The 1,569-nt window shown below is 66.3% G+C and carries 2 protein-coding genes; both read left to right on the top strand.

Annotated elements, in window-relative coordinates:
- Nucleotides 1–341 (top strand): FecR family protein (locus U1872_RS22200; RefSeq protein ID WP_332795045.1); only part of this gene is annotated, 341 nt, incomplete at its 5' end.
- Nucleotides 342–430: 89 nt separating this feature from the next.
- Nucleotides 431–1,569, top strand: a 1,139-nt coding sequence (locus U1872_RS22195; protein ID WP_332795044.1) for a TonB-dependent receptor plug domain-containing protein, incomplete at its 3' end; no start/stop codon positions are given.

Here is a 1,569-nt window from a genome sequence, read left to right as displayed (position 1 = left end):
GCGGACACGCGAAGCCGGTTGCGATGGTACCCGACGACGTCCTGACTGCCGCAGCGGGCAGCGTCTCGCTGCGTCATGTGCCCGGCATCGCCTCTGCGCTGTCGAGCTGGAGCGGAGGACTGCTAGTGTTCGAGGACACCACCCTGCGTCACGCGATCGCCGAAATGAACCGCTATGGCACGCCGCGGATCGCGGTCGCCGACAAGCGGGCCGGCGATGTCCGGATCAGCGGATCGTTCCGCACCGGTGAGGTCGAGCCATTCCTAGATGCGTTGCAAATGGGCTTTCCCGTAACCGTTGCGCGCAGCGCCGACGGGATTACCATCGCTACGAAAAAATAATTCGGAAGGGGGTTCGGGATTTTTGGAATCTTGCGTCTTTATCCCCGGATCGACCCCGGCAGAGGGATCGCACACAAAGGGAGGGTTGCATGACATCCATAGGCAGGACCGCACTTTTGCGCGGCATGATGATGACCGCTCTGGCACTGGGCGCAGGCGGCATTCCGATCGGCGTGACCGCTAAGGCGGCCGTCGGCGTCCGGATCGCAAGACAGGATATGAGCAACGCGCTGCTCTCCTTCTCCCGCCAGAGCGGCAAGCAGATCCTGTTCTCGCCGACGCTCGTCCGCAACAAGACCGCGCGCGCGGTTACCGGCCGAATGGAGGTCGGCGACGCACTGACGACGATCCTCAAGGGCTCGGGGCTCCGTCATAAGCTGACGCCGAGCGGCGCGTTCCTGATCGTCGCGACCCAGGACCAGCCTGCCGGTACGGAGCCGGCCCCGGCCCAGGCTGCACCGGTGCAGGCCGCACCGGATCCCACCGTCGCCCAAGCCCCGCCCGAGGAGCCGTCCGCGGATATCGTCGTGATCGGCACCGCAGGCGCGGGCACTCGCCGACAGGATGCGGCGTTCGCGGTCACCACGATCGACAGCACGATGGCCCAGCGTCTCGGCACCGCCAGCACCGCCGAGGTGCTGCGCGCAGTACCGGGCGTCAGCACCGAGAGCTCGGGCGGCAAGACCGGCGCGAACATCTTCGTCCGCGGCTATCCGTCGGGCGGCGATGCGGAATACGTCACCTTCCAGACGCAGGGCGTGCCGTTCTTCCCGCCGCCGACGCTGTCGTTCCTCGAGAACACGCAGCTGATCCGGATCGACGAGACGATCCAGCGCGTCGAGGCGGTCCGCGGCGGCACCGGCGCACTGTTCTCGAACGGACAGCCGGGCCTGACCGTCAACCTCGTCCAGCGCGAGGGCAAGCAGACGCCCGCCGGATTGCTGAAGCTCAGCGGCACCGATTTCGGCGAATTCCGCGTCGACAGCTATGTCTCGGGTCCGATCGACGACAGCACGACCTATATGGTCGGCGGCTATTACTCGACCTCGCGCGGGATCCGCGATGCGCAGTTCGAGGCGGAGCGCGGCGGTCAGATCACCGGCAATATCCGGCATGATTTCGACAAGGGCTCGATCCTGGTGTTCGGCCGCTATCTCGACGATCGCGGCCAGTGGCTGCTGCCGATCCCGGTGGTGCAGGACGGCGACAAGATCCGCGAATATGCCGG

The organism is Parasphingomonas frigoris, from assembly GCF_036663815.1.
In the GTDB taxonomy this organism is placed as follows: domain Bacteria; phylum Pseudomonadota; class Alphaproteobacteria; order Sphingomonadales; family Sphingomonadaceae; genus Sphingomonas.
Note: the sequence above shows the minus strand (reverse complement) of the source record. Positions and strands in the feature narration are given on the sequence as shown.